Here is a 26,796-nt window from a genome sequence, read left to right as displayed (position 1 = left end):
GTTAGTTCCAGTTGAAATTGATTTTCTTGGTTAGGTCAGTTCTCACAATTGGATACTCAAAGGAAATGTAATAACCACCAGCATCATTTGTATGATCAAAGCCTGCCGTTTTGTCTGGCTCACCAGATGGTGACCAAATTTGCTGCTCCAGCGACTCAGTATAATTAGGACACCTATCAGCATTAACGAAATAACGCCTTTCCCCTTCTGCATTTAGGAACATTGCGTTCATTGAGTTAACGCGATCTTTTACCGATGGATTAGTACCATTTACATGAACTGCCAGCCCAGCTCTTTTGAGCAATGCAATATCAGTCTCTGACGCATTAACTGATTTCCGGCTATTACCACTCGCATCTGGGTAAATGTGAATTTTGTTTTCTGAATACCGGTTTTGCAGTGTTTTGATAACGTCAGGTGTGTCGTAACCATCAATTATTTCGTCCACTGCATGAGGTAACCCTGAGCGTTTCACATGAATAATTGCCGCCATCTTGCCAACGTTAAAATCCATGCCGACAAATATAGGCTCATTACCTATCACTGTTTCCGTGCTGCCATTCTCTTTCCTGTCATAACAGTGATAAACCGTTCCGCTTGTCAGGTTAACGAATTCACCATCAAGATAAGCATCGATTAATTGAGGCGGATAACTTGCCTTCAAGGAGTCCGCATAATCATCGGGTAAAAATGGATTGCTGCATGTAGACGCTTGAACCATTTGATAACCATCTTTAGGGTTACGCTTCCATGTTTTATATACAAAGCGGAATCCTTCTGGTGTGGTGTAGACGCTTACTCTGTTAAATGGCTTCTCTACGCCAAACGGACGCTGACGATTACGGGCAATAACTTTTATCCAAACATCATTTGCATGTTGCTCTTTCAGTGTATCAATTTCATCAATATGCGCCCGATAGGACTCATATCCGACAATACGTGCAGGGTTATCCAGTGTGCGCAGAACAAAATCACCAATACCGGAAGTGGCGGTGTAAATAATGTTCTCTGACTTATTGTATTTGTAGCGAACGCCATACTCAGATAGTTTATCTTCCATGCGAGGTGCAAGGATAAGCCGTATTAAATCATAGGTTGGTTCATACATGGCTATCAATGCATTAGATGAATGGGATGCATCTCGAAAAGCAGAAACAGCCATCGTTTCAGTCTTACCGGTGCCGAATCCGCCAACAAACGCCGGATACTTACACTGGAGACCGAAAAACTTACCTTGAGGTGGTGTCAGTGTCGCCTTGATTGTTCTCCCCGACAATTATCACCTCCATTCGTTTTATGGGCTGCTCTTTTTCTGTATCGATTTCTTTTTGCAGTTTATCTGCTTCAAGTTTTGTCTTACGTGTTGCTGCTAATCTAAATTCAGTATCAGCTATCACTTTCGGTAACGTAGCCCGATCGATATCAAGGCTCGCTAAAGTACGCTCTATAGATTCAACCCGCGCAATATTGCGATCTAGAGCCTGTTCTGCACCCATAATCTGTTTTGCAATATCACCTCGTAATTCCGAATCTTCGGTCGACTCAAAATCAGAGCGCAACTTGCCAAGGATGTTTGTCACTGACAATGTTCTTGCCCGAACAAACAATAATTCATGAGCCAAATCCAGCTCTGCCGCATCCTTAAACAGCTCTTCTGAATCAGGCAGATATTTAGAGTAACCAGAGTGCTTTACCGCTGCGCTGTTGCCAATCTCAAAAGGCGGAGCGGTGTTGGAATTGCGCTTTTTTGAATTGCGCACTTTGCGGGTTTCGTTTTGCGCAGTCTTGTGCGCAGTCGGATTTTTGATATACCTTCGGGCAGTTGAATAATTTAATCCCTGAGACTCACACCACTCTTTCGGTGATACCCCCGTTTCGGCGTGGTCAGACAGGAACTTATTTTTAAGCTCGCCCCAGTCCGGCCTAGCCATTTTATTTCCTTATTTTGAAAGTAACCCACCCGGCATAAGTTCACGGGTCACGAACTGACGCATCTCTTCACGGACTATCCGGCGAATATGATCGTCATCGGGGATGCTGCTTATCTTCGCTGCATTAATGACGGCCTCTTTCACATGAACTCCAGCAGCTACTTTATAAATCTTCTCTGCATTTTCGATGATAGCTTCGGCGCTCTTCTCTACTGCCAGTGTCATGCCTGCGTCATAGACCTTGCTCGTCTGTTCTTTTGTAGGTTCCTGTTTGGGGGGGTGCTGGTTCCTTTTCTGCTTTCTGTTTGAATGCATCGTGAATAACGAGCGTCGCAGGGGCGTTAAGAATGCTATTGGAACCGCCACTAACTAGTTTGAGTCCGCCATTCTTACCGTAAAACGCTGTGTATCCCGCCGTCGTTACCTTGGCGCCACCATCTTCATTAATACTAATTTCCATCGTGTTTTACCCTTATTCAGAACAAATAACTACCTCGGTTTATATAACCCGCTATTCCGGCGAGACCACCAATACCCAAAACCTATATAAAACTCTATCAAACCCCCGAAAGTGGATGCTTTGCAGAATTTTGTATTCAGTTTAATGTTCGTTCTATTTGCTCTGGTACAATTGCGGAGCAATTGCATCAAGCCCTCTTGCTCTTCGGCTTTTCAGTCGAATACTTACTCGCCCATGCCTTGTGCAGTAACTCATTGATTTCATCGCTGGCCGTCAGATTGGCGAACCCAACACCAAACTGAGGATCTCGATAATATCAATCGCTTACCGCATCAAAGGGGCAGATTTCAAACCCTGCCCGTGCTTTCATCCCAAAGTGTGAAAAAGCACTTTGGCTTAATGCCTGACTGCTGAATAACTGAATTCCCGCTCTACCGGCAAGATCAACATACCTTGCTCGCCTGACTTGCCAAATGACTGAACGCAACGTGCCTCAAAATCTTTGTAGTCCACGCAGCCGTTAGCCAATATCGTGACCGCTTTCAGTTGCTCTTGTACCAGTTTCCGGGCTTCCGGTTTAAGGTATTGATGGATCTTATCCCCGCTGCCTTTGGCTGCTTCTTTTGCCTCAGAGTAAACCGAATCAGGCAGCACAACCTGATATACCCACTTGGATGTGATCATCCCAAACAGTGACGGAGTACCACCGACATGGCCGTTGTAGGGCAACCCTGACTACGGCTGAGTGCCTGATAAAAGGGTTGCTGAAACTGCTTTTCCCATGTAGCGGGTTTATCAAGAAGAAAGATGGCATTGATGCGCTGGTCAGTGAATGTGGGTTGATGACTTCGAATTAGTTCATCAATTTTCAAATCGCACCAAACCGCAAAATCATCAGATAACCATCTAGCAAAAGAGACGGCCAACTTTGGATGAATCCATGTCCCGGCATTAAAACCACCTCTTTTCGTAATACCGCTCACTTAAGCGTGAGCGGTTCTCTTTTGATAAGGGTAACGTGATGTTTGCAGAGTATTTGCCGTGGGACGGATGGGCGTTTTCGCTTCGGCGGTAAGATCAGTCTCTTGCCATTCTCCCTGAGCGCTTTTAATTTTTGTGGGATCGTACCGGGGCTACGTCCCGAACACCATAAAAACTCATCCTGTATCAGCCGTAACGCATTGATAAAGCTTATCCGAAGCGGTTCAACACGATAGACTTTTGCCATCCGGCTCATTTCCAGCCGAACCACGTTATAGGCAATCAAGATGCCCCATAATTCCTGATAAATACCGGCCCGTGTCTGGCTCCTCAGGATGGCGGTGTTATTGAGTAGCCTTTGTTTCAGTTCACCATAACCGGTTTCAATTTCCCAACGTTCCCAGTACACACCCAGGATAGCGTTGAGCGGATAGGTTACCGGGCATTCCATTGAAGTGATAAACCCTTTAATTTCACCTTTCGGATCCGGAATTAAGATAAGACGTGCCCGCCAGGTTTTTCCAAGGTGAGGATGGGCTTGTTGGGCCTGGGGAGAAACCGGCATCTCGATCAATTTATCATAAGGGCTGTATTCCTCAACAATGTCATAACGCATCTTGCTTTTTATCGGCGTCAGCCAATGGGTATTTTTGCCGGCTCCCCGTCACGATTGAAATAATTCCGCAGAGAGAAAACCCCGGTCAAACAACGTCAGCGTATTTTCGGGCGCAGAACCAACCAATTGTTGGGCGTAGCTCATTTCACTTTGGGTGATGGGGCCAAACGCCACATCAGAGATAAGGTGTGTTCGTGCGGACATCAGCGTCAGCGCTAACACGGAAGGAAAGGTGGCTTTACCGGAGGCATAACCCAATTGTTGGTTATCGCCTGTTTCAGGCACCTTAAACTGGGTGCCATCCACACATAAAATTTTCAGGCCACACACAGAATACGTTGTGTCCTCTTTTTCCCATTCGGTGGCGGTGGTATGAAAAAGAAGCCGCAAGGGTTCAACACCAATGCGGTGTCTGGCTTTTGAGATACGGCTTGACGCTAATGATGGCAGTTCCCCCTTGGCGTCAGGAAAAGCCAGGTCTAATTTGTCACACACATCATTGATAGAACGGTTTCTCATGAGCCCAATGCCCAGCACTAGCCACACGGCTTGTTCGGCGGGAAATCGACGTTTTCGCACCGTGGCTCGGCCGGTTTCTCTAACCACTTTAGTCACCCATGCCATCGGAATGTTTTGGCTAAAGGCATCCAGAGATTCGGGGTAATTAAATTCCGCAGTAGCTTGGAGTTCACGAGAAAATTCAGACATAAAAATCGGCCTCAAACAATCAGTTGAGGCCGATTATGACTTATCTTGATTTGCTTAAGCGAGCGGTATTACCTCTTTTCGTCACTATCAGACCAAAGTCCGATTTTCGGACATTGCCCATATTTAGGGCGTTCGCGAGGGATTTTATGTAACTTTTGGTACTAGGAAGCTCTTTCCATTTGGCGGGCTTTTTCCCGTATTTGGAAGCTATATCCGTTGCATTAATCCAGCCTTCTTCATTAAAAAATACAGGATGACCTTCATATTCAAAATGAATAATGTTACTCACGATGCTTATCCTTACTTAGGTAATGAACCTTTGCCGCATAGGAAATCAGCCCATCGAGTAGCATCAGTTTTAGCTGATCCCTCAAAGGCTCATTCCTAAATAAAGGCTCGATGTTTAGATTGGCGCTGCGGTGCGCAGTGAAAACAGAAATGCCACCATCCCGTGTGCGTTGGGTACGCGATGGGAACGGGTGGCAGCATGGGTTATCAATATTCCTTTAACCACTCAGGGAATGGGCAAAGAAATATTGACTTTAGTTTCAGAGGGTAACTAATTGTTAAGCATTATTCGCTTGTTGTTGGGTGAAAATAGGTTTAATGGGTTAATTGGTCTTTGTTGTTGTCAGTGAAATGGGGTGAGTAAAATGAAAAAGTTCATTCTTCTTTGCCTGTTAGCAGGTACGACTCTTTTAACCTCAACGCAAATCTATGCTATGACTTGCTCGATGTTTCCTCCGGCCAGCTCAGCCTGGGGTAGCTGCTTAGCTCAATGCATAAAGGTGCACCCGGGGGTATGGAATTACGTATTGTGTTTATAATTATATTGAGTAGGACGGTAACACTTTTGCCGTCCTCTCATCACTCACTGACACTGCGTCCTAACATACTCCTTCAATCCAAGGAACTGGCTTTTGAGGATTTCAAGTTCTCCGGTTCCACGCAATTTCGGCGTTCTCTGCGGTATTTTCCTCTGGCCCACTTGCTCCACAGTCGGTACATTGCACATAAAACCACGTGTCATCTGAATATGAGCTCATTTCCGCGCTTCCACTGTTACAAAACGGACAGGAATTAAGTTCGTCTATTTCAGTCATTGTTTCCTCTGCATTCAGCCTTAACATATTCCTGTAAATATCTCAGTTTTGCCCGGTCGTTGATGATACCTTCTCGGATATCGAGAACAGTAGATCCAGTTTCTCCAGAGAGTTCGACGGTGGTTGCATCGCCCACGCCGCCGGAGGTAACGGTTTCAGTAAAAATAATAAAGGCCGCCTAAGCGACCACTATATTATTCAGCGACATTTTGTTAATCTGCTTCAAGCTTATTCCTGCTTTTACTTTGCATTTCAATATATTCTTGTAAATATTTTATTTTTACTCTATCGGTCATAATACCCTCACGAGCATCAAGAAGAGTTAAGGCAGCCACTTTAGTAAGAGCAATATCAGTTTCCCCATTTACACAATAAGAATAAGGAGAGATGTGTTTCTCTACTTTTTCTTCAGAATTCAAGTTTGGCAATTCAAGCGCAGATATCGAAAATACTTGATCTAACTTTTCCAGTGAGTTTGAAGGAGGTTGCAGTGCCCATGCTGCTGGAGGAGGGAAAAGAGCCTTTACTTGTTTTTCATTTGATTTATATTCTGTAATTACCTCAGATAATTGATTACCAGAAACAGACAATGCACCTAAAAATCCTATTGCAGGAAACCATAATATTACAAAAAATATATTAGAATATTTCGTTGATGATACTTCTCTACGCACCTCTAAAAAATCAGACTTTATTATATGAAATGCAATAACCAAAAGCCCCATTAAAGAAACAATACTCAAAGAGTATAATACCATCCATAAAACACTTACTTTTTTTGCTCCAATGAGCATCTCACCCATAAGATATGAGCCAGTGACCAAAACACACATCGAGGCTAACAGAGAAATTACATCTTTAATTTTCTTATTTATTATCTTTATATCATTATTTTCTAAAGCTTTATTTGAAAGCATACACCCACCTCTATAAGATAAGATTTTTATACACTAATTTTATTAGGAGCCTTATCAATATTCTCACATATTCAGGGATGACCTGCCATTCTCTTCTATTTCCCGTATCGCCTGCTTATCCAGATTGCACTGCTCAATCACCGTCAGTAGCTGCTCATTCAGTATGAGACTGTCACTCCATGTCATTGTGTCCGGTATCACCGGAGGCAAACAGTCAGCGAGCAAATGTGCTGGAATGGGTACCGGTGGCACCGGAACGTATTCGGTTCGTGTGTTGCTGCAACCGGATAACAGCCCCATCAGGCACAGTGCGATTGGCACAATCATGATTGACCACCGCATCTTTGATGGCCGCTTTAGTCTGCTCAGAATCCACGGCTGACCGGTTCCGGCTTTCGCTATTAATGCGTGAGATATCATTGAATATCCTGACAGTCTGAAAGGTATTGGCGGTCATGACTTGTTGATGCTGATACTTCGTGTCCAGCTCGTTATAATCCTTGTCCTTTTGGTGATACTTGCTGTAGTAGAACCACAGCAGGCCACCGAGCAGACAAAACACGGTTATCAGCGTACCGATAATGAACATGCGCAGCCTGAACGTCATAGACGCTCAAACGCATTTTCAAACGTCGCCTCTGAATACGGTTGTTGGCCGTTCTCGTGCCGGATAATGGACTTAGCCAGCGCAATCAGCGTGGGTTTATTCATGTCGAGAACTTGATGCGGATCCACACTCAGCGCCTTAGCTACCCCGTTGATATAAGCCGACGTGTTGTTTTCATTGGTTGGGGCCCAGCGATTGATAATCTTAGATACGCTGTTGTACCCGCCCTTATGATAATTACACAACAGTTTCATCAGTGCCCGAATACCATACTCGGGTGATTCAAACCGGCAGAACCGTTTTTCAATGTTCGGGTCATGCTTCAACTGACCTTGCCATTGATTAGCTAAGTTATGATCAATGTTGCCCGGATTGTTATTGCGAATGCCTCTGGTCACTGTTTATCCCCCAAACGTTTATTAATGGCACGAACAGCAAACTCGCGTAGCTTCTCAACACCAATAAACCCAATGGCACCCCCGATAGCCGGTGCAAAACTGGCAGGGATGCCGAACATTTCCAGACCACTGGACACACTCCATGACAGCGCACCACACAGCAGTGCCTCGACCCAGCGGTTCTTTCGTTCCACGCCGTCATAAATCAGGCGACCGTAGCAAATTAATGCCGCCAAAATAGAGCCGGATATTTGCGGCCATGAGTTTTTCAGGCCGTTGAGTAAGTCGGCCCATAAGTCAGGATTTTCTTTCATCTTCATATTCCACCCCATCTGAACAATGGGCGTCCGTGGGGTGAACGATGGTTACCCCTGTGAGTAGGTTAATAGGTGGCCGTTATCGGAATTCCGTTATCGAATGAATATCAAATAGTTAGGATTGCAGATACGAAAAAGGCCACGCAGAGCGCAGCCTTGAAATATTCATCTAAATATCCCGCAAATCTGGGATTTCGAACTACGAAATATCTTTTCGTAGTTGGATTTACGGCGGGTAGAAATGAAAAAGCCCCACTGGATTAGTGAGGCTTAACTGCTTTCGGTTTTACTGTCCGAGCATAACACAAAATATACACTTAAATTTCTCAAAATCAAGTTATTTTAGAAAATATTTATATTCAGTGATATATTTCATGGTTTTCTTTTCTAATCTCTCGCTTGATAGCGTAATACATTTCCTCTTCCAGTAATTCCTCTGACCATGTGGCACGTTTCCTAGCCCATTGAACATCACAACCAGTCAGACCAGACAACTCGCGAGCAATCTTTTGCGGGTATTTGCGTTCACAATATCGTTTAATGGCGATATCCCGAATAGGATTACCCCGCTTAAACGTCTTATTCAGAACCGTTTCAACGAATGCGGCATCATCTGATTCTTTGGCGAGAGCGATGATGTCGCTTAGTGATTGCTTGGGGTTTAGAACCTCGTGGGCTTTCTGGAATAACTCCTCTCCGTCATAGCCCAGTTTATGCAAGTCTTTAACCACCTTAACGATCCGCTCACCTTCGGCATCAGTCCAATCTTCACGAGTCATTAATCGGCCTATGACGCTACATTCCCCACTGGGATATTCATTCCCTCCGTATTGTCGCCCCCATATCATCATTAAATACCTGACCCAGACGCGTTGACTTGGTGTAATAGTTTTCCGACCTTTACCCCATGCCCTGCGTAGGTCTTTCTTGTTGGCAACATAGGCCAGCAATGGGAATGCTTCTTTAACCCTCATTTCCTCTGATTCCCTTTTAGCTTTGTTTTTGTCATCAATTCCCCATTACACACAATGTGGAGCTGGCATTTAAAATCACGGGCGAATTTACCCACTGTCATCCGGTTGACGCCTAACTCAACGGCTAGCTGGGTTTGATTACCCCGATGTTTGATGAGCAGTTCGGGGATTGATGTTATTTTTATTTCAACATTCATGTCTCCAGCTCCCATATCTGAATATCCAAACAACCACCTGCAACCCGTTCGCCACGTTCGATGCTCATATAGTCAATCTGATTGTCATCAGCCCAGAATTCAGCGTGAGTTAACGCATCGAAAACCGCTTTAGGCAGGTTATCGAGGTCTCTCCGTCGTCTGTCTGGGGGATTTGCCGTGATTGAGATTTTGATGCGGGACTGGGTATTGATATTGAGGTTTTGCTGCTTGATGATGTCGATGATTTGCTGTCGGTAGTTGATGCCTTTCTCTGATATATAGTGACCGCGCTTCGTATGCCGCCAGTAGGTGTTATTCGAGGGAGGCCACGGCAATTTTAAATTGTAATACGTCAAATCTTACCCTCCGATAGCAATATTGATTGCGTCCTGATTACACCTTCCAAATGAGCCATGTGTGCATAGTCTGTGTCTGTCAGTCGCGTTCTGAGATAGGCTTCTGGTGTTTTTCCACGGTTTGATGATGAGGCGGTGAGGTTGGTTTGTTGCGAGAACCTCTTTGAGTTGTTGCCATGCGGCTTGTTTGGTTGATTCATGAAATAGAAAATCACATTCCATCTAACCTCCGTCATTTGCCCTCTTGATATCGTTTTCCAGAAATTGCAATTGTGTTTTCGCGCCTCTTAGTCGAACTTTTGTGTTTTTCTCTTCCCGTTGCAAATTGTCGCACGCTGCTCTCAATTCATCCCGCCGCTGGTATAGCGTCTCAATCTCCCGTACCACACGCTCACCTCCACGTGCACGTTCCAGCAAATAGTCAAACGCCTCGATATTGCAGCTGCATTGGTCGCATGTGATAACACGATACTGCTCGTCGACTGTTATTGCTGGGTGTTTGCAACGGGATTGTTCTGGGGTTTTAAATTGAGTTTGCGTCTGATTTCAGCCAGGTGATCTAACGCACGTTCATTGCTGGTAGGAATATGCAATTCAGTGAGCTGCACCCTCGGTTCTGGTATCTGCTCTCCTGACTCCATTCGGCGCGACATGCTGATTAGCTCCTGTTTGCATCGTTTGTGTAATTCCGATTCGTTCAGGTTCAATCCCATCATTTGGGAATAGAGTTTTGTCACCATCCAGTAACAGGCATGAGACGACCACGGGTAATGCTCTGGCGAATCATATAACCCACGTTTGGCACTGTAGGTCATCACCATGTCGTACAGCTCTGACTCATCAGGTAACCCGGAATTCTGGATACTGCCCTGTTTGCACCATTGAACAAATTGACCAGGTGACGGCCAGAACGGGTTTTCACTGGCGCGAGCATATCTCATGCCTGCCGATAACTGCTCTTTGGTACGAATGCCGTTCTCAGCGAATGCGGCGATCCATTGTTGTTTAGCCAGTGCCTCATCTGACTCATTCCGTAGGTTAGTTTGTGTTGCAGCAGGGAATACCTGTTTCAGTTGCCTGAACAGCGCGTTAACCAATTTTTCGGCATTTTCATTCACCACGGGCTGATTGTTAGACTGATGGCCATCTGACAGCCGCGCCAATGCCGCACCATCACGATTAGCAATCGCGTTAACCAGTTTGCGATTCATAGAAATTCCTCCCATGCCTCAGCAGTGTTCCAATTGCTGGATGATTCTGTGGAGCTGGTGATTTGTTTACGGTTGGGTTGGGTGCTCTGTGATTCGAGCGTGTCCCATTTTTCCCGCAGCTTGGCCGGTGACAGGATGTTGCAGTACCAGAATGAATCCTGATTTGCCCACCGGAACAGATGGCAGATTTCCGCATGAGTTCGGTTATCAGATTGCCTCATCAGTCGAATGTCATTGGCCCATGATGCCCAGTTAGGCTGTTTGGCGTTCGGCTTGGCTACCTGCACTTTCTGGAAAATCCACTCAGCCGCTTTCAGGTCGTCAGCATTCCCCCACTTATCACCTTTAGGTGAGCTAACAGCAGCATCAGAATTTACCTTGCCAGATGATTTAGATTTTCTCGGACGATCATCTAATAATTTATTATTAGATATATATTCTTGTTCATGATGTGCGGGTTTATGTGCGCCCTCATGTGCGGGGGTGGTGTCTGAGGCCACGTCATTACTGGTCTCGCCATGTGCGCCTGTATGTGCGGCGTTATGTGCGGGTAAATTGTCTATTTTTTCAGCATAGTCACTATAATTTGTGATAGTAATCACACGTCCTTTTCGCTTCTCCCCCTCAATGGAAATCATCGATTCCTTAACAAAAAATGCCAGCATCCGTTCTACTGCATCACGACTGGTTGGCTTCCCGTTGCGGTCACACAGAGATAGCCCCAGATCAGCCGCCGTTACGACTAATTGACCGGGTTGTAAGTGCCACACATTCCCCTTGAAATTAGCTGTATATGGTTGTCTGGCTGCGTCCATAAGCAAATTTTCCCACAGCGTTCTGAGAAATACGTCTTTAGCCCACGGTTTATTTCTGATGCTCCGGTACAACGGGATAAAACCAGATTTCTGGTTCTCCACCCTGTTGCTCCTGATTTTTTTAGCCGTATTGAAATCAAAAACCTCCGCTGTATTCATGCGACCTCCCTATCATTGATTTTTGGTGATTTGTGATACATAATTACCTCGTGAAATGTTGTTCAGAAGCCTCAGTTGTTACAGCAACTGGGGTTTTTCTTTATCTTGCCTTTCCGCTCCGACACCTGAATTAACCTCTCAATGCCTAAAAATTTCATTAACCTGTTTAATATTTGTTTAGTTAAACAAATAGATAATCAGCTATCCTGAGATAGATGATGGATATAATTTGAATATGGAAATATCGATATGCAGATTTGCGTACCGGCGATATCGGTGTGCAAATTGATAAGAACTGCCCGATAATTTCGGGTTAGTTACGATTTAGCCTACCAAAGCTTGATAGGGACTCTCCACACGGGCGGAGCATTCATTGTAGGTACTACTGATAAAGTGCTAGGCTGCTTTGGGTGGAAATATGTCATCGAGAGAAACATTTATACCGTTGCTATTAAAAATCTCGACAAATTTACGGCACAATGCGAGATCTATTTTTCTACGACCAGTTTCATAATGACATATCGCGCCACTTGTGCATCCTATTTGAACAGCTAGTTCTGATTGAGTTAACCCAAGCTGTTCACGGTATAAACGCAATTTATTCATGCTGTGAACCTCCTTTCAGATTTAAAGTATACACATTGTATTCAAAACATCAACAGGAGTGTACCTATTGTGAGTCCAAAACATTGTATACAGATCGTATAATTCAAATATGAACATGAACTGGTTTGACATGGCCAAAGATCACATGAAGGTCGAGGGCATCACATACGACAAATTAGCTGAACATCTCGGAGTAACGCGAGGTGCAGTAGGTCATTGGCTGAATGGAAGGAGAGAGCCGCCTCTCAAAGAAATCGCAGCAATATTGGATTTTATAGGGATTAAACACGTTGTTTTGAATTCAGATGGCACAGTCTCTGATATTAAAGATTTATCCCTGAATTCTATAAATATCAAACCTGAATCAAACCTGACAAAACAGCAGAAAGAACTATTAGGGCTATTTGATAGCCTGCCATCGGAAGAAGCGGATCGTTTCTTGCGCGAATTAAAGGCAAAATCGACGCATTTTAATGCGATTTTCGCCGAAATGATGGCAAAACGTGGCATCAAAGCAAGTTAACAGAAGAATTTTCATCTGTAAACTGTAACTAAATGAAATGTTAACTATATCATAAGATTTAATATAGGCCGCACCTCGCGGCCTCCTGCAGCCCTCCCTTGAGGCTTTTTTATACCCACCTATCTACCCCCCCTCCAGTCAACTCATGACCAAAATCACAAATTCAAACAATCTGAAAAATTTATTTCATTAAAATCAATGAGTAAATCTTATTTATCAGCATGGTATACAAATTGTAGTTGCATTAAAGTATACATTGCGTATACTTTAATCATCGAACAGGCAGGACGCCCACGAAGTAGCCGCTACTGGCATATGAAGAGGTAGATGATTCGATAAATCAAGTCAAACCGTAGTACCTACAATGAATGCTCCGCCCGTGTGGAGAGTCCCTACCCAAAGTGATTTTTGGGGCGTGGTTAGCAGAGTCTAAGGATAGGCACAGAGTCGCTGGAAAGTTTGTACAACTCATTTAGAGGTGTGCAAATTTAAACAGCCTCCTGGTTCATTAACTGCGCCCCAAAAATTACTAATGGGGGTAATCAAATGAGTATCACATTTTTGCCTAAAACTGGCCGTCTGAACTCCAAAATGCGTCGCCATCTGGAACGCGGTGATTTGATAACTAGTCACCGTTTAGAAGAACATATCCGTCAGCATGAAATAAAAGCACTAGAAAATATCATTGATCAGGCATTCGGCGTTGAAACTGAGCCACGCAAGTTATTAACACTCAAACGTAAACAGGACGATAGCGCGAATGTAATAGCCAATCTGATTGTTCAGGTTAAAGGCGATGAGCCGCAAGAGCCAAGTTTCAACAACTGCGTATTACCAGAAGTCGCACTCTATTCAACCAAAACCAAATCCCGCCGTCGTCAGGAGTCAGGCGGGGTTACTGCGAGGGTGTGATGACCGAATACGAAATTAATCGCATGAAATCCGATATAGCGGAAAGAATGGCAGCACTGGAATTTTTACGGGATGAAATAGGTTGCTTCCCAAGTTACATGGATAACATTTTCACAGGGAGGTTATTCAAAGGCTGGCGTTTTATAAAGTCACCAGAACCGGAGAATGAAATACTGTTTGTAAACGGGTTGCAGCCAGCCATTACTAAAAGAGAATTCGATTTAACTGTCGGTGGAAATTAACTAACTCCAGCTAATTCCAAATAAACAGCATTAATTCTGAGGGAATAAAAATGACTACACCAATGAAATTTGCGGCTGAACATAAAGAAAAATTTGAACGTTATCGTCAGTGGGCTATATCCGAAGCGCCGCGTTCTGAAATTCGTCGTCGTTTGGCAAAACTGTGTTGGGTCGAACGTAAGTACTATCGTGAATGGGCGGCTCTCAGTTGACTAACTCCAGCCCATTTCCGAGTGGGCTGTGGTGAGTTAAATAACAGCCTCGCCAATGCGGGGCTTTTTATTACCTGAATAACAGGAGAGTTTATGGAGTGGATTAAATGTAGTGAGAGGTTGCCTGAATTAGATGTACCAGTTTTTGGTGGTTGGTTTTATAACGACCAATTTTATTGGGATTGTTTTGTCAGAGTATACGACAGTGTCGCTGATGGCTGGATTTGGGCTCGTGTCGAATATATAGGTTCCGATAACTGGTTGCAGGATAATGAATATCAAGTAACTCACTGGATGCCATTACCAAAACCACCGACAGGAGAATGATGATGCCTAAACATATTCATGCAGATTTAATTACTGAGTACGCTAGATTGTCCCATATTACCGATAGGCCGTGGGAGTATTTTGAAATTAAATATCTGGGCGAATGGACATCACTAAATGGTGAAATCACGTTCTACTCTGAACGTACATACAGATTAAAACCCCGTACTATCAAAATCGGGGAATATGATGTACCGGAACCCGTGAGGGAGCCGCTGGAGTATGAACAGGTATATTATTGTCCGGATATAGAAGAAGAAAAGGATGGTTTATATTGGGATAATTATTGGTCTGGAAGTTCATGTGATTACGTTCGTTTAGAACGCGGCCTAATCCACCTCGATATCGAATCTGCCATAATACACGCCAAGGCACTCATCAGTCTGACCCAGAAATAACCCCAACCCCAGAAATCATTAATCGTTTTCACTAGCGAGGGATTTTTACGTGCGTAAAAACATCCACGACGCGATGGCGGTCGTGCCAACAACACCGCAAGCAGTCAGGAACAGGCGCGCATGGAGGCGCTGTATCGCGTTATTCATTGTATCAGTAATCGTATTTATTCCGGTTTAGGAGGTAAATATGTTGCCATCAATAAATTACAGCTATATCCAACCAGAAGAGCGGGTATTTAACGGGAGAATCTATATCAATTATCACGATCTGGGTGATATGAAGTTCGATATTCCATTCAAAGAGTTTGCAATGCGTTCTGACCTCGATATCAGCGAAACACTGGAATATGCCAGAGTGCATTGTGATACAGAACGTCTCGCGGAAGAAATGAAAAAAGCGGGATTTACCTATCGGGAACTTATGGCTATCGCCCAGAATATGCACAAGGAGGCAGCATGAGAGGTTTCGGATGTGATCCCTGCTGGATGCAGGACGCACGAGAGGAGCGGGACAGGGAGGAGGCTGCGTATCAGGATGCCACTGACGAGCATTTGGACAAACGGGCTGATATTCGACTGGGGAAATTACCGGATAACACACTATCCGATGAGATCAGCTCACTATTAGCGATGACTGGCGACAAACGGTCTGAGCTGATGGATGCGCATTACGAATGGTTGTTTGATGTATGTCGGGCAGTGGAGGAGGAGCGGATATGAACCCCGGTATCTATTACGACATTTCCAATGCGGACTATCACAACGGCGAGGGAGTGAGTAAGTCGCAATTGGACATAATAGACCAAGCTCCCGCTGAATTGATCTGGCAACGAACCGCTCCTGTTGATGAGGAGAAAATTAAGTCGCTGGATATAGGAACTGCGTTGCACTGCCTGTTATTGGAGCCGGACGAATTCGGCAAGCGTTTTGCAATTGAGCCAAAGTTAGACAGGCGTACCAAAACCGGAAAAGAAGAGGCGGAGGAATTTTCGCTAAATAATAAGGACAAGATAATCCTGACGCAAGAAGAAAGTAGAAAACTGCTGATTATGCGTGATAGCGCAATGGCTCATCCCATCGCAAAATGGTGTCTGGAGGCCACGGGGACAACGGAAAGTAGCATCTATTGGGAAGATGTGGCAACTGGAGTTTTATGTAGGAGCAGGCCAGATAAATTAATTGCAGATCACCATTGGATAGTGGATGTAAAAAGCACGGCCGACATTGATAGATTTGACCGGACATTTTACGACTATCGCTACCATGTGCAGGATGCTTTTTATTCAGACGGATACAAAGCACTCACCGGGCAGCTACCCACATTTATATTTCTGGCTGTCAGCACTACGGTGAATTGTGGCCGCTACCCAGTAAGAACTTACATCATGACTGAGCGGGCCAAATCAGCGGGACGTGCAGCCTACCAAAGAAATCTTGCTACTTATGCCGAATGCCTGAAAACAAACGAATGGCCCGGCCTGCGAGAATTATCACTGCCCCACTATGCTAAGGAGCTGAGAGATGAATAATCCACCACTGGCGCAAGCTGATTTACAGAAAGCGCAGCCGCAAACAAAAGTTGCACTCACCAAAGAGCAGACTCTTATTCAGTTCATTAATAAGCCTAAGATGAAGGCGCAATTAGCAGCTGCATTGCCTAATCATATGACCCCTGACCGCATGATCCGTATCGTCACCACTGAAATTAGAAAGACTCCATCACTTGCCAATTGTGACATGCAAAGCTTTGTTGGTGCAGTCGTCCAATGTTCTCAGCTGGGATTAGAACCCGGTAATGCATTGGGTCATGCCTATATTTTACCATTTGCTAAAAAGCGAAAAGAAGGTAATCAGTGGGTCATTGTAAGAACTGACGCTCAGTTAATCATTGGCTACCGAGGAATGATTGATCTGGCTCGTCGTTCCGGTCAGATAGTCAGTATTTCCGCTCGTACAGTCAGGAGTAGCGATAAATTCCATTTTGAATATGGACTCAGTGAAAATTTAACACATGTTCCGGGCGAAGATGAGGATGCACCAATCACTCACGTTTACGCAGTAGCCCGACTAAAAGATAGCGGCGTTCAGTTTGAAGTCATGACGTTTAACCAAATTGAGAAAGCCAGAACGCAAAGCAAGGCTGGCGATGATGGGCCGTGGGTATCTCACTGGGAAGAGATGGCGAAAAAAACCGTGATTCGGCGCTTATTTAAATATCTGCCTGTGTCTATTGAGATGCAAAAAGCTGTCGTTCTGGATGAAAAAGCAGAAGCGAATATCGAGCAGGATCATGCTGCAATCTTTGAAGGTGAATTCGAAGAGGTACAACAAGATGATCGAGGAACCGAATAAATATTTTTACGGAAAATCCTGCCCACACGGGCACACACTGAGATACACGAAAAACCGGCGGTGTGTTGTGTGCAGACGGATCTGGGCAAATGAGAATCAGGGCAAATATGTAAAGAAAAACAACGACCAGAAGAAGTCACCGCAAATGACATACCCTACCGCCGATTTTCAACACCGGGTGTTTGTGCTTGGTAATCCAAACATTAACTAAACAATCAAAACCATTTCATCACTACGCTGCTGTGCGGCGGGAGGATTATCTATGTCTATAGTTATGTACGATTCACCAGAAGCAGCGAAAATTAAAACTGTTACAGGTTGGGTTTCGCGTGATGGTCGGTTTTTTGGTGATGATGAACATCTAGCTCGTTATTGTGGTGCCACTCACCGAGAATGTGATAGTAATCCTGACCATCCAATTATAGAAATAAATCGCAGTCGTTGCTCAACTTGTTATGAGGAATCGCGGCAACGAATATTCATGGAGATGGAACGCAAACAGTGGGACAGGAAAACACCGTTAGTATTGTTCGATACTGAGCAGTATTTCTGGGATGCAGACGATTTAGGCGAATATTGCCATGAACATGAGGTTGATCTGTCAGAACTGCAACTCGTTATCTGCGAACCCAATTACCCGTCCGAAATAGACGGCGCGGATTGGTTTCACGATGAGCTACCACCAGATGGGGAGTTGCCGTATGAATTACAACAGGCGTTCGATGCGTTAAATGCCATTATCCGCAATAGCCCGCCATTATCGTGGTCGCAGGGTAAATATGCGGCAATAGTCTCTGATTGATGCGGGAGAATTATTGTGCATATCGAAACATCAAATGTCGTGAAAATACAAATCACGGATGTACCATGCCATGACCCTATTCATATTTATCTGGAAGATTATGGTAATAAGATGGGCCGGATAACAATCTCTGAGTACGGTGACTCATGGAGTGCATTTTGGCCTGCAATGGGCGGCTCATTAACTGATTTCGTTCTCAAGGCTGATAACGGGTATCTCATTGGATGCCTTGCTCCTAAGCTAGAAACTGACACTCCAAAATACAAAAGGATGGATTCTCGTTTAAATGCCGTGAAAGCAGCATTAAGGAGGTTGCATGTTCACACCGTGGAATCCCAACCCAATAGCAATCCTCAGAGTTAACGACCCCTATCCCATTCCGACACACTGCCGATATTGCGGCAGACACGTGATGATTGAACATCACCTGAATGTATTCAAGTGTATCCACGATAACAGCCGCTGGCCTTGGTTATACCACTGCTGGACATGCGGTGCACGGGTTGGCATTCATCCGGGGACGGATATCCCGATGGGGTCTCTGGCAGACAAGCCGACACGGATAGCGAGGCTGTCGGCTCACCGGTATTTCGATGATGTCGTTAGGAGTCGTAATTTAGAGCGCACGGATGCGTACCGATGGTTAGCGTGGCAATTGGAAATCAGTTTCAACGAGTGTCATTTCGGCTGGTTTGATACTGATATGTGCGAACGGGCAGCGAATATATGCAGGAGGTTTGGGTGATGATAGATTACAAATTACTATATGAAGCAAGCCAAAAAAGAGATTGAAATCCTTAAAGAAAAAGCAGGTATTACATGGAACGGAATTCCTATTTCTGAAATTAAAATGCCAGAAATTGCAGGTGACAAGCAAATTATAGAAGCTACTGTTTGGACAGAATTAGACTGTGATCCAAAGAATGGTGAGTTTTCAATTTATATCAAACCATTAAATGGATCAGCAATTGATAGCAATACGTATGAATTAGTTCATCAAGAAATATACGAGTCTATCTGTAATGGGTCATTGAAAATAAAACCAGAAACTGACTATAGGATTATGTGTTATGAATCTGGTGAGCGTTGCGATGTATTTTGGGATAAACATTTCATATTACTACCAAAAACTATAATTACGGAAAAATGGGATGACTAATTCAGATTTATGCAGAGAAGCGTTTGAGAAATTCATGGATGATGAATTTAATTATCCAGTTGGCTCATTAGGTAAATATGACGATGGAACATATTGGAATATGCCAGCTCAAAATTACTGGGAGATATTCCAAGCAGCATGGAACGCAAGTCGGGAAAATACAATCAAGCAGGAGAACCATCATGGATATTATCGACGCAGCGAATGAATTAAATGAGCTGAATATATCTCATGCCCTCCAGAACCGACCACCAGCACTAACCAGTATCAACGGTATGTGCAGATGGTGTGAGACAGAGGAAGCAACACATGGGGCATTCTGTAGCAGAGAGTGCGGAGAGGATTATGGGCGGGATAGGCGGAAGAATGACAAATACAAACAATGACGACGAAATTCTACAAATACCCAGATATCTATTGCATGAATTGGTTGCCGAATATGACTCAATGGTCAGGCAGTATAAAGAAACATACAAGGTTATGTAGATATTACAGGTTCCAGATTCCATCTGGAATTGGAATTATATATGGAGCCGTTAAATGAATCCAAGAAAATATTAGGATGGGAAATAAACGATGAGTGATTTCGGAGGAAGTAATACACCAAAAGAACTTCGCGACCTCTGGCAAACTCCACTCCCGTTATTTCTGGCACTCGATTTAGAATTCAAATTCAAACTGGATGCAGCAGCAGATGCTCAAAATACCCTGTGCGCCCACTATCTCACGGAACGAGATAACGCACTGGAATGTGATTGGAAGAGTTACGGCTCTATTTTCTGTAATCCCCCCTATTCCAAGATTACGCCGTGGATAAAGAAAGCAGCTATCGAATGCAGGAAGCAATGCCAGTCTATTGTGATGCTCGTCCCCGCTGATACCTCAGTAGGCTGGTTTGATTTGGCATATAAAACAGCGGATGAGGTCAGATTAATAACAGGTGGCAGGATTTCATTTATTCCAGCGGACTTAAAAATAAAAGGCAGCAGGAATACAAAAGGTTCCATGTTTTTAATATGGCGACCATTTATTACTCCGCGCAAGTTAATAACCACTGTTGATAAAGAACACCTATTCAATATAGGTAATAACGAAATAAGGAAAATAACGTGAATATACCAAAAATATCAATTGAAATATCTCGTAAATCAGCTAAAGAGTTTTGTGATTTTTATGATGATGACAAGTTATCTGATGAAAGTTTGGTTTTGTCCATAACTGATATTGTACAGGACGCATTAAATGATATTGAGTTTCCAGCTTCGGAAATAAAAACCACACTTACCGATGACTAGCGAATTCGAGAACGCAAGGAGAGCTGTGGCGAGGGAATGCCTAAAAGAACTCAGAAATTTACCCAAATACGACGATACCGTATCGGAAAGGAGTTGAGTGATGGCGGAATTTGAATACATTACAACCAGCGAACTGGCTAAAAAATTACGGGTTAAACCCAATACTATTCGAACATGGTGCGGGAATGGGAAACAGAAAAAAGATGGCTTCCCAAAACCCAAATTTAAAGGCAGAGAACTACACTTCGCTAAACAGGATGTTGAAGCTTGGGAGGGCGGGAAACGATTTTAGTCAACTTATCCCACCAGCGCTCATAAGCTTCCCTCTGCTCATTGAGGTAGGTGTGCTTATCGTACACCTGCCATACTCCCGGTAGTTTATGCCCTACCATGATTTCGGCTACATGAGGCATCGTTAATTCAGAAACCCCGGTACGCATAGTTCTTCGTAAGTCATGAATTGACCACAAGGTATAAGAATCATCAAAATACTTAGACATTTTTCTACTAAGCCTATCAATTATTCTCGTATGCGCGGAGCGTGAAAGAGGTCCGTGCCCACCAAACTTGGTAATCAGCCACACACTCCCACCGTTTAGTTTTTTCGCCTGTTCAATTAATTCCTTGGCCGCTGGAGTGATCGGCCTGATAATAGATTTTTTGGTTCTTCTTCCCGTCTTATGATTTGCAGGGGGGATAATCCAAATATTCTTTTCATAGTCGAAATCACTGATTTTGGCTTTCAATAATTCACCAATACGACACCCGAATAAAAGGCACAATTTTATTATTAATGCATTGCGTGGATGATAGCTGGGGGTACTGATGAGCTGAAAAAGAATCACTAACTCATCTTCACTCAATATCCTCCCGCCTGTCTCGATATCAATATCAATGTCGTTATCAGGCTTTCCCTGCTCCAAATCACTAGACATTAAATCAGATAGTGGAGTGGAATTTGTCATTCCTCGCCGAACGGCCCATCGATGCGCTCTCTTGGAGTAAGTTAATAAGACTTTCCCAATTGATGGCGCTTGCTTAGTAACGCCTTCAATTAAACCTAGCCAAACGTGGAGCGTTACTTCATCATGAGGCAATTGTCCAATTTTAGGAAAGACATGAATTTCGAAAGAGCGTAAAATTTGATTCGCTTTAATCTTTGAGTCTTGCATTGTTGCTTTCCACCAATCTCGTATCAGTCCTTCTACGGTCATGGCGTGCAATGCGGATTCCTTGCGTACACGCTTAACTATTTTAGGGTTGCGGTATTGTTCCAGCTCCCCACGATAAAAAATCACTGAGTCACGGGCTTCTTTTAAACCAGTTGCAGGATAGGTTCCTATGTCAATTCGATCCCCTTTGCCGTTCCAGCGATATCTAAATTGAAATATGATTTTACCTTTAGGGGTAACGCGAACAGATAACCCGTCCCTATCTGACTTGGTAATGATTTTTTCTTGGGGTCTGCCATTGATGGAACGTAACCACGAATCAGTAATTGCCATATCACTTTTCCTCAAAAAAAATAATACAGCTTTTAATGTAATCCATGTACTCACTTGTGTACATATTTACCATGAAACTTAATGAATAGTTGTGAATACAGATGGAAACCGCAACTTTAAAATTAAAAAATAATCACTAAAATTCAATTGATTAATTAAATCCTCAAGAACAATTGCGAATATTCATGGCAACATATGAATGATTGGCATAACTCTGCGTATAAATACCGAAGTAGAAGAGGTGTTACTCCCATGATGAGGTACTTGTAATATTGTTGTATGCAGATGATTCTTTTCAAGCTCCAATAAGCGGTATTCACCCCGCTTTTCCAAATCTCCTGTTAATAATAGACTGTACTTACCGTCATCAATACGGATCACGCAAGATTGATCATTGCCAACTATAGCCGTCTTTTCTGGTGGCCAAAGAACTGCAAAATGTAACCCCTGCCATGTCCACCGCTCACCACGGACACAAGGTAAATGAGCCTGATTCAATGAAGGGCTTCTAATTTGGCTATCGGGATATTTTTCAAGTAGATATTCCATTCCTCCCGTATGATCCAAATGATCATGGCTCAGGATTATTTGCTCTGGTGTTAACCGATGCCAACGTAAATAAGGTCCAATAACTTTTTCTGCCATGCTGCCCGTTTCCCAACGATTGCCTGTATCAAAAACAATCGCTTTTCCTCCCTTATCAATGACCACAGCTAATCCATGCCCCACATCCAGCATTGAAAAACGCCATTGAAAATCATTGGGACGCTTGGAATAACACGCAATAATTCCAATGCAAATTCCTAACAACCATTTATAAGATCTCCACCAACCTAAGCGCCAAATCACAACAAAAAACCAGCCTACTAACGTAGTGACAATAGGATAGTGCCCTGTTTCAAACCATGAATGCGCCAAGATAGGTAAGGGTGCCAAAGCAAATAAAACGCTGTAATCAACAAGCTGCCATAAAAATGGTTGGATAACCGGAAGAAAGATACAAACTATCCCCAACATAACCAATGGAACAGATAAAAAAGAGATAATCGGAACAGCCCATAAATTAGCCACCAATGATGCAATATTAACGCTCTGAAATAACAAAAGCTGCAACGGCAACAACATTAACAACATGCCCAACTGCATATGCAGCCCGCGCAGCCATGACCATTGCCAACCCTGATGTATTTTTCCTGGCAAAGGCATCCAATAAAACCAAAATAACAGTGCCATCACCGCAGTAAATGAGAGCCAGAAACTGTCAGAAAGTATTGCCAAAGGATCGAAAAATAAAATAAGTGCAGCACTCCATAAAGCCCATTGCCATGAAAAACAAAGCCTGCTTTTACATCGTAAATAAATCCACAAGGTTAGCCCCAATATTGCCCGAACAGCTGGAATTCCCCAACCAGACAACCATCCATACAGCATTGCGGTTAACCAGCCCATGATCAATGGAAAGCGAAACCCAATCCATTTTGCAGGAAAGAAAAATTGCGCCATTCTTGCAAAACTCCAGCCAAATAAACTGGCCATTGCAATATGCAGCCCTGAAATGGCCATCAGATGGGCAATACCTGTCTGCTGCAATAGCAAGCGAGTGGATTTATCCAACCACGCCCTTTCACCAAACGAGAGTGCTAATGCAATACCCGCCTGTTTTAACGGCTGAATGTCTGATAATAACTTATTAATGAAATATTGCCGAAGGTTACAGTTTTTATCGAGTGGTTTTGCCTCAATAATTTTTCCATTCAATGGCTGGCGAATAGAAAGTGAATATCGTTGGCTATCAAAACTACCATGATTTAATTGAGCATGAACAGGCCTGAGTTTCATTTTCACCTGCCATTTCTGACCAGCACATAGCAACTCTTGAGAGTTCCATAATACTGACGCATATAAGGCAGGAATAATATATTTCCCATTACTCTCAATCAACCTAATACGATAACGTGCCTTTTTATCATCCTCCTTCGTATTATTTTCCAATGATACACTATCAATCATAACGATTGCAGTACGGGACGTTTCGCTGAAATAAGTGACTTGTGCCAATATATGATGGCCATGCCAACATCCGAAAATAAACGCCCATAATCCTAATGATATTAGTCGTATAATTTTATTAGGAAAAAATAACAAGCAAAATGCAATGATAACCAGGTATTGAATAACTTTTTGTTGAGGAAGCTCTGCAAGAAATAATAAGGGAAAAACTCCCAATATAATGACTAATGCAGCCAAATTTAGACTGATAAGTGGCGGCGGTTTCCGCCAAATGGTGAATAAATAGGTAAAAAGAGAAAGTATTATAGGCTGCATCCATTATGTCTCTGTGCTGATATTCCATTCACGCAAGAGAGATTATTACACAGTAGTTCTTATCGCTAGTTAGAGAAATGTTATTGTGGAGTCGCTTCGCAAATTAACTTTTAAGCAGAAGAAACGATTCAAAAAAATACGTCTATTCTCACAAAAACCAGAAACACAAAAAACGGCACCCTAGGGCGCCGTTAGTTTAATTAAGTAATAACTGATATCTTAGCTATCGCTATAGATATTCACGCGGTCACGCAATTCTTTACCGGGTTTAAAGTGAGGAACGTATTTACCGTCCAATTCCACTTTATCACCTGTTTTTGGATTACGGCCCACACGCGGAGCCCGGTAGTGAAGAGAAAAGCTGCCGAATCCGCGAACTTCAATACGTTCACCTGCGGCTAGTGTTTCTGCCATATGATCAAGCATTTCTTTCACTGCATCTTCAACGGCTTTGGCCAGCATGTGAGATTGCTGCTCTGCAAGTCTTTCGATTAATTCAGACTTGGTCATGGTACCTCCCTAAACTACCGTATTCGGGTAATATTCTCATTATAGAGAATATTACCCGCCGTTATTGACTTAGATTATTCGCCTTTAGCTGCTTTGAAAGCTTCAGCCATTGCATTGTTAGCGAAGTTTGTGTCTTCTTGTTTGTTCACAGAAGCGATAGCGTCTTTTTCATCAGCTTCGTCTTTTGCACGAACAGACAGGTTGATTACGCGGTTTTTGCGATCAACGCCAACATATTTAGCTTCAACTTCATCGCCAACGTTCAGAACTTGAGTTGCATCTTCAACGCGGTCACGAGAAGCTTCTGATGCACGCAGGTAACCTTCAACGCCGTCAGCTAATTCAACTGTAGCACCTTTTGCGTCAACTGCAGTGACTTTACCAGTAACAATTACACCTTTCTTGTTTACAGACAGGTAATTGTTGAATGGATCTTCTGCCAGTTGCTTGATGCCCAGAGAGATACGCTCACGCTCTGCATCTACTTGCAGAACTACAGCAGCGATTTCGTCGCCTTTCTTGTATTCACGAACTGCTTCTTCACCTGCAACGTTCCAGGAGATGTCAGACAAGTGAACCAGACCGTCGATGCCGCCTTCCAGACCGATGAAGATACCAAAGTCAGTGATAGACTTGATTTTACCTTCAACGCGATCGTTCTTGTTGTGAGTCTCAGCAAATTGCTGCCAAGGGTTAGCTTTGCACTGTTTCAGGCCCAGGGAGATACGACGACGTTCTTCATCGATATCCAGAACCATAACTTCCACAACGTCACCAACGTTAACAACTTTGGATGGGTGGATGTTCTTGTTGGTCCAATCCATTTCTGAAACGTGTACCAGACCTTCAACGCCTTCTTCGATTTCAACGAAGCAGCCGTAATCAGTCAGGTTAGTTACGCGACCAGTCAGTTTAGTACTTTCTGGATAACGTTTAGCGATTGCTACCCATGGATCTTCACCCAGTTGTTTCAGACCCAGAGATACGCGAGTACGCTCACGGTCGAATTTCAGTACCTTAACTGTGATTTCATCGCCCACATTGACGATTTCGCTTGGGTGTTTAACACGTTTCCAAGCCATATCAGTAATGTGCAGCAGGCCATCAACGCCGCCCAGATCAACGAATGCACCGTAGTCAGTCAGGTTCTTAACGATACCTTTAACTTCCATGCCTTCTTGCAAGTTTTCCAGCAGCTGATCACGTTCTGCGCTGTTTTCAGATTCGATAACTGCACGACGAGAAACAACTACGTTGTTGCGTTTCTGATCCAGCTTGATGACTTTGAACTCAAGCTCTTTGCCTTCAAGGTGAGCAGTGTCACGAACTGGGCGAACGTCAACCAGTGAACCTGGCAGGAACGCACGGATACCGTTCAGTTCTACAGTGAAGCCACCTTTTACTTTGCCATTGATAATACCAGTGACAGTTTCAGCTTCTTCGTATGCTTTTTCCAGCATCAGCCATGCTTCGTGACGTTTCGCTTTCTCACGAGACAAGACAGTTTCACCAAAACCATCTTCTACCGCATCCAAAGCTACGTCGATTTCATCGCCAACTTGGATTTCCAGCTCACCTTGAGCATTTTTGAATTGTTCTACAGGAATTGCAGATTCTGATTTCAGGCCTGCGTCAACCAATACAACGTCTTTATCGATAGCAACCACAACACCACGAACGATGGCGCCTGGACGGGTTTCGATAGCCTGTAGGGATTCTTCAAAGAGTTGAGCAAAAGATTCTGTCATGTTTATGATCTTCAAGATTTTTAATTAACGTCCATCTAGCTTCCAGCCGAATGGGGTTGTTTTACATACCTCGCAACTTTTCCCTGTTACAAGGTGTTTTAGTGTACCAGAATATTTCACTACCAATACA

Annotated in this window: 45 protein-coding genes and 1 pseudogene; 19 read left to right on the top strand and 27 right to left on the bottom strand. The window is 43.7% G+C overall.

Annotated features, from left to right (window positions below; translation table 11 throughout):
• Position 1: 1 nt before the first annotated feature.
• From BDE27_RS11770 to BDE27_RS11660, 23 genes and pseudogenes are all read right to left on the bottom strand, one after another.
• A complete protein-coding gene (locus BDE27_RS11770) occupies positions 2–1,276 on the bottom strand; it encodes a phage terminase large subunit family protein (RefSeq protein WP_244208772.1) in 1,275 nt (424 codons plus the stop codon).
• Entirely contained in the window at positions 1,230–1,931 is a 702-nt protein-coding gene (locus BDE27_RS11765) for a terminase (protein WP_099133958.1), read from the bottom strand. The genes BDE27_RS11770 and BDE27_RS11765 overlap by 47 nt, the downstream gene beginning before the upstream one ends.
• A 9-nt stretch (positions 1,932–1,940) precedes the next feature.
• Positions 1,941–2,156, bottom strand: coding sequence for a hypothetical protein (locus BDE27_RS11760; protein ID WP_099133957.1), 216 nt, complete (start codon positions 2,154–2,156; stop codon positions 1,941–1,943).
• 7 nt (positions 2,157–2,163) lie between these two features.
• Positions 2,164–2,391, bottom strand: coding sequence for a hypothetical protein (locus BDE27_RS11755; protein ID WP_099133956.1), 228 nt, complete (start codon positions 2,389–2,391; stop codon positions 2,164–2,166).
• Positions 2,392–2,787: 396 nt separating this feature from the next.
• Positions 2,788–3,075 (bottom strand): hypothetical protein, encoded by a 288-nt coding sequence (locus tag BDE27_RS11750; protein WP_099133955.1) that lies wholly within the window; start codon positions 3,073–3,075, stop codon positions 2,788–2,790.
• Positions 3,072–3,374 (bottom strand): KilA-N domain-containing protein, encoded by a 303-nt coding sequence (locus tag BDE27_RS11745; protein ID WP_099133954.1) that lies wholly within the window; start codon positions 3,372–3,374, stop codon positions 3,072–3,074. The genes BDE27_RS11750 and BDE27_RS11745 overlap by 4 nt, the downstream gene beginning before the upstream one ends.
• Positions 3,371–4,696: pseudogene (locus BDE27_RS20290) on the bottom strand (IS4 family transposase). Before BDE27_RS20290 ends, BDE27_RS11745 begins: the two are co-directional and overlap by 4 nt.
• 40 nt (positions 4,697–4,736) lie before the next feature.
• Positions 4,737–4,985 (bottom strand): KilA-N domain-containing protein, encoded by a 249-nt coding sequence (locus BDE27_RS11735; protein ID WP_099134130.1) that lies wholly within the window; start codon positions 4,983–4,985, stop codon positions 4,737–4,739.
• 640 nt (positions 4,986–5,625) lie between these two features.
• Entirely contained in the window at positions 5,626–5,799 is a 174-nt protein-coding gene (locus BDE27_RS20480) for a Lar family restriction alleviation protein (protein ID WP_167450593.1), read from the bottom strand.
• A 42-nt stretch (positions 5,800–5,841) separates the two neighbouring features.
• Entirely contained in the window at positions 5,842–5,928 is an 87-nt protein-coding gene (locus tag BDE27_RS20475; protein ID WP_120211357.1) for a hypothetical protein, read from the bottom strand.
• Positions 5,929–6,011: 83 nt separating this feature from the next.
• The gene (locus BDE27_RS11720; protein ID WP_099134119.1) at positions 6,012–6,716 is read right to left on the bottom strand and encodes an Rz1 family lipoprotein; all 705 of its coding nucleotides are present in this window, start codon (positions 6,714–6,716) and stop codon (positions 6,012–6,014) included.
• A gap of 63 nt (positions 6,717–6,779) precedes the next feature.
• A complete protein-coding gene (gene lysC, locus BDE27_RS20470; protein WP_422645823.1) occupies positions 6,780–7,016 on the bottom strand; it encodes an Rz1-like lysis system protein LysC in 237 nt (78 codons plus the stop codon).
• A complete protein-coding gene (locus BDE27_RS11710; RefSeq protein ID WP_099134121.1) occupies positions 6,931–7,323 on the bottom strand; it encodes a hypothetical protein in 393 nt (130 codons plus the stop codon). The genes lysC and BDE27_RS11710 overlap by 86 nt, the downstream gene beginning before the upstream one ends.
• Positions 7,320–7,721 carry a structural protein gene (locus tag BDE27_RS11705; protein WP_099134122.1) on the bottom strand — a complete coding sequence of 134 codons (402 nt, stop codon included), beginning with the start codon at positions 7,719–7,721 and terminating at the stop codon, positions 7,320–7,322. The genes BDE27_RS11710 and BDE27_RS11705 overlap by 4 nt, the downstream gene beginning before the upstream one ends.
• On the bottom strand, positions 7,718–8,041 hold the full coding sequence (locus tag BDE27_RS11700; protein ID WP_244208771.1) for a phage holin, lambda family: 324 nt from the start codon (positions 8,039–8,041) through the stop codon (positions 7,718–7,720). Before BDE27_RS11700 ends, BDE27_RS11705 begins: the two co-directional genes overlap by 4 nt.
• A gap of 356 nt (positions 8,042–8,397) precedes the next feature.
• Positions 8,398–9,012, bottom strand: coding sequence for a hypothetical protein (locus BDE27_RS11690; RefSeq protein ID WP_099133836.1), 615 nt, complete (start codon positions 9,010–9,012; stop codon positions 8,398–8,400).
• Positions 9,009–9,209 (bottom strand): NinH, encoded by a 201-nt coding sequence (locus tag BDE27_RS11685; RefSeq protein WP_099133837.1) that lies wholly within the window; start codon positions 9,207–9,209, stop codon positions 9,009–9,011. The genes BDE27_RS11690 and BDE27_RS11685 overlap by 4 nt, the downstream gene beginning before the upstream one ends.
• Complete coding sequence (locus BDE27_RS11680; RefSeq protein WP_099133838.1) at positions 9,206–9,565, bottom strand: RusA family crossover junction endodeoxyribonuclease; 360 nt, start codon at positions 9,563–9,565, stop codon at positions 9,206–9,208. Before BDE27_RS11680 ends, BDE27_RS11685 begins: the two co-directional genes overlap by 4 nt.
• Entirely contained in the window at positions 9,562–9,801 is a 240-nt protein-coding gene (locus BDE27_RS19625) for a hypothetical protein (protein WP_208638595.1), read from the bottom strand. The genes BDE27_RS11680 and BDE27_RS19625 overlap by 4 nt, the downstream gene beginning before the upstream one ends.
• Positions 9,788–9,982 carry a hypothetical protein gene (locus BDE27_RS19250; protein WP_143707541.1) on the bottom strand — a complete coding sequence of 65 codons (195 nt, stop codon included), beginning with the start codon at positions 9,980–9,982 and terminating at the stop codon, positions 9,788–9,790. Before BDE27_RS19250 ends, BDE27_RS19625 begins: the two co-directional genes overlap by 14 nt.
• A gap of 68 nt (positions 9,983–10,050) precedes the next feature.
• Positions 10,051–10,776, bottom strand: a complete 726-nt coding sequence (locus BDE27_RS11670) for a replication protein P (protein ID WP_099133839.1) — start codon at positions 10,774–10,776, stop codon at positions 10,051–10,053.
• Positions 10,773–11,750, bottom strand: coding sequence for a replication protein (locus tag BDE27_RS11665; RefSeq protein ID WP_208638589.1), 978 nt, complete (start codon positions 11,748–11,750; stop codon positions 10,773–10,775). The genes BDE27_RS11670 and BDE27_RS11665 overlap by 4 nt, the downstream gene beginning before the upstream one ends.
• Before the next feature lie 396 nt (positions 11,751–12,146).
• Positions 12,147–12,356 carry a helix-turn-helix transcriptional regulator gene (locus BDE27_RS11660; protein ID WP_099133840.1) on the bottom strand — a complete coding sequence of 70 codons (210 nt, stop codon included), beginning with the start codon at positions 12,354–12,356 and terminating at the stop codon, positions 12,147–12,149.
• Between the two features lie 130 nt (positions 12,357–12,486).
• Here BDE27_RS11660 and BDE27_RS11655 point away from each other — a divergent pair, with 130 nt between their 5' ends.
• From BDE27_RS11655 to BDE27_RS11570, 19 genes are all read left to right on the top strand, one after another.
• Positions 12,487–12,879 carry a helix-turn-helix domain-containing protein gene (locus tag BDE27_RS11655; protein WP_167450592.1) on the top strand — a complete coding sequence of 131 codons (393 nt, stop codon included), beginning with the start codon at positions 12,487–12,489 and terminating at the stop codon, positions 12,877–12,879.
• Positions 12,880–13,425: 546 nt separating this feature from the next.
• Positions 13,426–13,791 carry a transcriptional antitermination N peptide gene (locus tag BDE27_RS11650; RefSeq protein WP_099133842.1) on the top strand — a complete coding sequence of 122 codons (366 nt, stop codon included), beginning with the start codon at positions 13,426–13,428 and terminating at the stop codon, positions 13,789–13,791.
• Entirely contained in the window at positions 13,791–14,033 is a 243-nt protein-coding gene (locus BDE27_RS11645; RefSeq protein ID WP_099133200.1) for a hypothetical protein, read from the top strand. The genes BDE27_RS11650 and BDE27_RS11645 overlap by 1 nt, the downstream gene beginning before the upstream one ends.
• A 50-nt stretch (positions 14,034–14,083) precedes the next feature.
• Positions 14,084–14,245, top strand: a complete 162-nt coding sequence (locus tag BDE27_RS19485; RefSeq protein WP_167450591.1) for a hypothetical protein — start codon at positions 14,084–14,086, stop codon at positions 14,243–14,245.
• A 93-nt stretch (positions 14,246–14,338) separates the two neighbouring features.
• Positions 14,339–14,572, top strand: a complete 234-nt coding sequence (locus BDE27_RS11640) for a DUF551 domain-containing protein (RefSeq protein ID WP_099133843.1) — start codon at positions 14,339–14,341, stop codon at positions 14,570–14,572.
• Positions 14,573–14,574: 2 nt separating this feature from the next.
• Positions 14,575–14,970, top strand: coding sequence for a hypothetical protein (locus tag BDE27_RS11635; RefSeq protein WP_099133844.1), 396 nt, complete (start codon positions 14,575–14,577; stop codon positions 14,968–14,970).
• Positions 14,971–15,157: 187 nt separating this feature from the next.
• Positions 15,158–15,430, top strand: a complete 273-nt coding sequence (locus tag BDE27_RS11630) for a hypothetical protein (protein WP_099133845.1) — start codon at positions 15,158–15,160, stop codon at positions 15,428–15,430.
• Positions 15,427–15,690 (top strand): hypothetical protein, encoded by a 264-nt coding sequence (locus BDE27_RS11625; protein ID WP_099133846.1) that lies wholly within the window; start codon positions 15,427–15,429, stop codon positions 15,688–15,690. Before BDE27_RS11630 ends, BDE27_RS11625 begins: the two co-directional genes overlap by 4 nt.
• A gap of 53 nt (positions 15,691–15,743) precedes the next feature.
• Entirely contained in the window at positions 15,744–16,499 is a 756-nt protein-coding gene (locus BDE27_RS11620) for a PD-(D/E)XK nuclease-like domain-containing protein (RefSeq protein ID WP_244208770.1), read from the top strand.
• Positions 16,492–17,322: a recombination protein RecT gene (gene recT / locus BDE27_RS11615; RefSeq protein ID WP_099133848.1), complete on the top strand. Its 831-nt coding sequence runs from the start codon at positions 16,492–16,494 to the stop codon at positions 17,320–17,322. The genes BDE27_RS11620 and recT overlap by 8 nt, the downstream gene beginning before the upstream one ends.
• Positions 17,323–17,584: 262 nt before the next feature.
• Positions 17,585–18,124 carry a hypothetical protein gene (locus BDE27_RS11610; RefSeq protein WP_099133849.1) on the top strand — a complete coding sequence of 180 codons (540 nt, stop codon included), beginning with the start codon at positions 17,585–17,587 and terminating at the stop codon, positions 18,122–18,124.
• A 15-nt stretch (positions 18,125–18,139) separates the two neighbouring features.
• The gene (locus BDE27_RS11605; RefSeq protein ID WP_099133850.1) at positions 18,140–18,487 is read left to right on the top strand and encodes a phiTE_072 family protein; all 348 of its coding nucleotides are present in this window, start codon (positions 18,140–18,142) and stop codon (positions 18,485–18,487) included.
• Positions 18,441–18,869, top strand: a complete 429-nt coding sequence (locus BDE27_RS11600; RefSeq protein WP_099133851.1) for a zinc-finger-containing protein — start codon at positions 18,441–18,443, stop codon at positions 18,867–18,869. The genes BDE27_RS11605 and BDE27_RS11600 overlap by 47 nt, the downstream gene beginning before the upstream one ends.
• A 21-nt stretch (positions 18,870–18,890) precedes the next feature.
• Positions 18,891–19,283, top strand: coding sequence for a hypothetical protein (locus tag BDE27_RS11595; protein WP_120211355.1), 393 nt, complete (start codon positions 18,891–18,893; stop codon positions 19,281–19,283).
• On the top strand, positions 19,276–19,491 hold the full coding sequence (locus BDE27_RS11590) for a hypothetical protein (RefSeq protein ID WP_099133853.1): 216 nt from the start codon (positions 19,276–19,278) through the stop codon (positions 19,489–19,491). Before BDE27_RS11595 ends, BDE27_RS11590 begins: the two co-directional genes overlap by 8 nt.
• Entirely contained in the window at positions 19,466–19,669 is a 204-nt protein-coding gene (locus BDE27_RS11585) for a hypothetical protein (protein ID WP_099133854.1), read from the top strand. Before BDE27_RS11590 ends, BDE27_RS11585 begins: the two co-directional genes overlap by 26 nt.
• Before the next feature lie 190 nt (positions 19,670–19,859).
• A complete protein-coding gene (locus BDE27_RS11580; protein WP_099133855.1) occupies positions 19,860–20,396 on the top strand; it encodes a phage N-6-adenine-methyltransferase in 537 nt (178 codons plus the stop codon).
• On the top strand, positions 20,393–20,578 hold the full coding sequence (locus BDE27_RS11575; protein WP_099133856.1) for a hypothetical protein: 186 nt from the start codon (positions 20,393–20,395) through the stop codon (positions 20,576–20,578). Before BDE27_RS11580 ends, BDE27_RS11575 begins: the two co-directional genes overlap by 4 nt.
• 100 nt (positions 20,579–20,678) lie before the next feature.
• Entirely contained in the window at positions 20,679–20,870 is a 192-nt protein-coding gene (locus tag BDE27_RS11570) for a helix-turn-helix domain-containing protein (protein WP_099133857.1), read from the top strand.
• Here the strand turns inward: BDE27_RS11570 and BDE27_RS11565 are convergent.
• From BDE27_RS11565 to rpsA, 4 genes are all read right to left on the bottom strand, one after another.
• Positions 20,827–22,083 (bottom strand): tyrosine-type recombinase/integrase, encoded by a 1,257-nt coding sequence (locus BDE27_RS11565; RefSeq protein ID WP_099133858.1) that lies wholly within the window; start codon positions 22,081–22,083, stop codon positions 20,827–20,829. The two genes, BDE27_RS11570 and BDE27_RS11565, sit on opposite strands and share 44 nt — an antisense overlap.
• 183 nt (positions 22,084–22,266) lie before the next feature.
• A complete protein-coding gene (locus BDE27_RS11560) occupies positions 22,267–24,408 on the bottom strand; it encodes a ComEC family protein (RefSeq protein WP_244208768.1) in 2,142 nt (713 codons plus the stop codon).
• 219 nt (positions 24,409–24,627) lie between these two features.
• Positions 24,628–24,918, bottom strand: coding sequence for an integration host factor subunit beta (gene ihfB, locus BDE27_RS11555; protein WP_099133859.1), 291 nt, complete (start codon positions 24,916–24,918; stop codon positions 24,628–24,630).
• A 74-nt stretch (positions 24,919–24,992) separates the two neighbouring features.
• Complete coding sequence (gene rpsA / locus BDE27_RS11550; protein ID WP_099133860.1) at positions 24,993–26,666, bottom strand: 30S ribosomal protein S1; 1,674 nt, start codon at positions 26,664–26,666, stop codon at positions 24,993–24,995.
• Positions 26,667–26,796 lie beyond the last annotated feature (130 nt).

Source organism: Xenorhabdus ehlersii (assembly GCF_003610465.1).
GTDB classification, from domain to species: Bacteria; Pseudomonadota; Gammaproteobacteria; order Enterobacterales; family Enterobacteriaceae; genus Xenorhabdus; species Xenorhabdus ehlersii.
This window is presented reverse-complemented; position numbering and strand designations above follow the sequence as displayed.